This is a genomic window from Deltaproteobacteria bacterium (assembly GCA_016234845.1).
In the GTDB taxonomy this organism is placed as follows: Bacteria; Desulfobacterota; Deferrimicrobia; order Deferrimicrobiales; family Deferrimicrobiaceae; genus JACRNP01.
Genome location: JACRNP010000198.1, coordinates 1 through 4,228 on the forward strand (window position 1 = coordinate 1; position 4,228 = coordinate 4,228).

General features: G+C 67.7%; 4 protein-coding genes. 2 read left to right on the forward strand and 2 right to left on the reverse strand.

Annotated elements, in window-relative coordinates:
• A partial coding sequence (locus tag HZB86_12220; GenBank protein MBI5906288.1) for a hypothetical protein occupies positions 1 to 143 on the reverse strand: 143 nt, incomplete at its 3' end.
• 149 nt (positions 144 to 292) lie between these two features.
• On the opposite strand from HZB86_12220, the gene HZB86_12225 reads away from it, so the two are divergent.
• On the forward strand, positions 293 to 1,564 hold the full coding sequence (locus HZB86_12225) for an HD domain-containing protein (protein ID MBI5906289.1): 1,272 nt from the start codon (positions 293 to 295) through the stop codon (positions 1,562 to 1,564).
• A 48-nt stretch (positions 1,565 to 1,612) separates the two neighbouring features.
• Here the strand turns inward: HZB86_12225 and HZB86_12230 are convergent, their stop codons facing one another.
• Positions 1,613 to 2,506: a hypothetical protein gene (locus tag HZB86_12230; GenBank protein MBI5906290.1), complete on the reverse strand. Its 894-nt coding sequence runs from the start codon at positions 2,504 to 2,506 to the stop codon at positions 1,613 to 1,615.
• A 96-nt stretch (positions 2,507 to 2,602) separates the two neighbouring features.
• Between HZB86_12230 and HZB86_12235 the strand changes: the two genes are divergently transcribed.
• On the forward strand, positions 2,603 to 3,826 hold the full coding sequence (locus HZB86_12235) for an AmpG family muropeptide MFS transporter (protein MBI5906291.1): 1,224 nt from the start codon (positions 2,603 to 2,605) through the stop codon (positions 3,824 to 3,826).
• Positions 3,827 to 4,228: the final 402 nt, after the last annotated feature.

The following is a 4,228-nucleotide window of genomic DNA, read 5'->3' on the forward strand; positions in this document are numbered from 1 at the left end:
AACTCCTCCAGGGCCACCTCGATGTAGACTCGCTTTGCAAGGTCGGCGAACGTCCCGAACGGAATCCCGTGGCGCAGGAGCAGCCGGACGACGGGCCGAAGGATCCTGAGGATCGCGGCGTATATGGCGTTGTGTGTTTTCATGTTTGGGATAATATTCCCATTTATTCCTTTCTGCAAGTGGGATGCGAATCGTTCCTGGCGGTTTCATCCATTGGAAGATTTGCGGTTTCATCCCGACGCCGAGGCCGTACACTGAAGGGGGCAGAAACCACCGGAAAGGGCGCCACCGGATGATCCGCGACCCCGTCGTTCTCCTCCAGAACCTCGTCCTTTCCCTATCCGACTCCCTCGACCTGGTGCACCGGATCGCGATGGACCACCAGCAGCGGGTCGCGTACATCGCCCTGCGCCTCTCCCTCCCGATGGCGCGGACCTCCGCGGAGCAGTCCGATCTTCTGTACGCGGCCGCCCTCCACGACATCGGAATGCTGTCGGTGGAGGAGCGGATCGACTCGTTGCTGGGAGACATGGAGGACCAGGACCGGCACGTCCGGATCGGCGCGGACCTGCTTTGCCGCTTCGACCTGTTCCGCACCACCTCCGGGATCGTTCGGCACCACCACAAGCCCTGGAACTCCCCGGACGGCTGGGAGGGGGTCCCGTACCCCGTACGCCTTTCCGCCAACGCCATTCACCTCGCCGATACGATCGACCGGATGATCCGGCGGGACGCCGGCATCCTCGGGCAGGTGCGGCGGATCGTCGCCGAGGTGGAGCGGAACCCGGGAGAACGGTTCTCTCCCGACCTGGTCGACTCCTTCCACGCGTTCGCGGGGATCGAATCGTTCTGGCTCGACGCGGTTTCGCCCCGAGTCGACTCCATCATCTCGGGAATGGTGGAATGGCCACGGGTGATCCTCCCGATGGACAGCCTCGAACAGTTCGGGCAGATCCTCTCCCGCGTCGTCGACTTCCGCAGCTCCTACACCGCCTCGCACTCCAGCGGCGTGGCGGCCACGGCAGAGCACCTCGCCCGACGCCTGCTCTTCGAGGAGAGGGAGTGCCGCCTCATCCGGATCGCCGGCCTCCTGCACGACCTGGGAAAGGTGGCCGTTCCGAACGCGATCCTGGAGAAGCCATCCCCCCTGAACTCGTCCGAGTTCGACGTCGTCCGCGGACACGCGTACCACACCTTCCGGATCCTGGAGAACATCGGAGGGTTCGAGGAGATCACCCGGTGGGCGGCTTTCCACCACGAGCGGATGGACGGGAACGGCTACCCCTTCCATCACAGCGGGGAGGCCCTTCCGCTGGGATCCCGGATCCTCGCCGTGGCGGACGTGTTCACCGCCCTCACGGAGAACCGGCCGTACCGCCGGGGGGTCCTGCGGGACGGGACGATCGGGATCCTCCGGGAGTTCGCCTCGAACGGGTCGCTGGACGGCCGGATCGTATCGGTGCTGATCGACGGATACGATTCGATCAACCGGGACCGGGCCGAAACGCAGGAGGCGTTCGCGGAGGAGTATCTGCGGAGGGGAGGAGGACCGTCCTCCAATTGAAAGGGGGGCCCGAAGCCCCCCCTCCATCCCGCCCCCGGCCCGTGCGGATCAGTCGCCGTTCCGGTCCCGCCCCGGCGGATACGGGGCGTAGTCGTCATCGTCGTCCCAGAACCGGTTCTTCGGCCACCGGCAGTCGATGATCCCCTTCCGGCACAGCGTTTCCCGCCACTCGTATTTCAGGAAGTGCCGCTCGGCGACACGGGGATCCGCGCGGAACTCCACCTTCCTCGCGGGGGAGTACGTCTCCTCCCCGAACCCGGTCCCGGCGTCGTCGCCCTTCCGCAGGGCCGACCGCGGTGCCGCGCTTTCCCCGGCGGCGCCGGGTCCCGGGGCCGCCGCCTGCGGCGCCGGAGGCCTTCCGACGCCCGATCCTTTTCCGGGCGCCGGCGGTCCCGGGGCGCGGTCTATGAACTCGCGCTCCGGGATCTCCCGCACGAGCGGCTTCTCCCTCGGCAGTCGCTTCTCCCGGTACACCGCCAGCGCGATCACCCCCATCGCGGAATGGTCGCCGAACGCCCCGGCGTACGAATCCCCCGGGTCGGTGAAGTAGAACCGGTTGACCGTGTCGCGCTCCGTGCGCCACCCCTCGTACGTCCCGGAGCCGTACGGCGGCAGGATGTACATCCGTTCGTCGGGCCGGAGGTTCGACTTCCTCCCGGAGATGATGTTCCGCCCGTCCACGGCGATCACCACCCCGATCCGGTCGGCGGAGTTGTTCTTCACCCGCACGGAGTACCGCTCCCCTTCCAGCGCCTGCACGTAGGCGCGGTGGGTCGTGTAGTGGCCCCGGGGGACGATCCGGTACTCCGGGAGCACCCCCCGGTCGTCGCCCAGGACGTCCACGTCCACCATGGCGGCGAAGGATGCGGCCGCGCAGAGGAGGAACGCGGCGGCGAGTGCGGTTGCGGCCCCCATCGGCCTGCGATGCGGCGACGTTTTCATGGCGGGACTCCTTTCGGGACGACGGTGATTTGTTCTTCCTGCCCCCGTTAGACACTCCACCGCGGATTTTGTTCACCGGGTGATACGATAGGCGTCATGTCCGCGCTCCTCGCCGCGTTCGGGAACCGCCGAATCTTCTTCGTGCTGCTGCTCGGGTTCTCCTCCGGGATACCGCTGGCGCTGACCGGCTCCACCCTCCAGGCGTGGATGACGTCGGAGAAGGTCGACCTGGCGGTGATCGGCGTCTTCTCCCTGGTCGGGCTGCCGTACACGATCAAGTACCTCTGGTCCCCGCTGATGGACCGGTTCGTCCCCCCGTTCCTCGGACGCCGGCGGGGGTGGATGCTCGTCACGCAGGTCGCCCTGCTGTTCGCCGTGGCGGCGATGGCGTTCTCGGAGCCGGGAGCCCACCCCGGGGCCCTCGCCCTCCTTGCGCTCCTCGTGGCCTTCTCGAGCGCGAGCCAGGACATCGTGGTGGACGCGTGGAGGACCGAGGTCCTCGCCCCGGAGGAGCTGGGGCCCGGAGCGGGGGTCCACATCCTGGGGTACCGGGTGGCGATGCTCACCTCGGGCGCGATCGCGCTCATCCTGGCCGACCGGATGCCTTGGCGCGTCGTGTACCTGCTGATGGCGGGTTCGTTGCTCGTGGGGATCGCCGCGTCCCTCCTTTCCCCGGAGCCGGAGATCCGGGGGAAGCCGCCGAGGACCCTGCGGGCGGCGGTGATCGACCCGTTCCTCGAGTTCTTCGCGCGGCCGGGCGCCGTCCCGATCCTGCTGTTCGTCGTCTTCTACAAGCTCGACGTGGTGATGGCCACCGCCCTCACCACCCCGTTCCTCCTGGAGCTCGGTTTCACCATGACCGACATCGGCGCGGTGACGAAGGGGCTGGGGATGGTCTCCACCATCTTCGGGACGCTGGCGGGGGGCGCGGTGGTCGCGAAGGCGGGGATGAAGGCGTCCCTCTGGATCTTCGGCGTCCTGCAGTCGGTGTCGACCCTGACGTTTTTCGCCCTGGCGCGCCTGGGGCACCATTACCCGATGATGGTCGCCGCGATCGGCGTCGAGAACCTCTGCAGCGGGATGGGGACGGCGGCGTACGCGGCGTTCCTGATGAGCCTGTGCGACAAGCGGTACACCGCCACGCAGTACGCGCTGCTCACCAGCCTGATGGCGGTCACGCGGGTGGTCGTCGGCGCGCCCACCGGCTTCCTCGTCAAGGCGTACGGGTGGGAGACGTACTTCATCGTCAGCGCCCTCGCCGCGATCCCGGGGCTGCTGCTCCTGCTGCGGTACGATCGGTGGCAGGCCCCGGCGACGTGAGCTGGTCGCTCCTTGGAACAGGGGCGCATCCGCCAAGATTTCGCTACTCCGCAGGGGGCTCCCCGTTCGTGCCCCCCGTTTCTCCTACAGTGGGGGTACCCCGACGGCGCGAAGCTCGTGTCGGGGCATCCGCCGCCAGGCTCCCCGGCTCCGAACAGCGAACATGGCCCGCGATCCTCTCCCCGCCCTTCGGCCGACCATATCGCCAGAAACCAGCTCTTACGTATTATAAGCGCGGGTTCTCCGCCGTTTCCGCGCTGGCGGCTTCGCTCAGGGGACCCCCTGCTCCGTACGCTTCACAGAGCGGATGCCACGGTACAATAGCGTGATGCTCCCACGCGAAAACATCCTCGTCGTCGACCTCTCCTCCGGGCGGACGCGGCGGGAGGAGATACCGCCGGA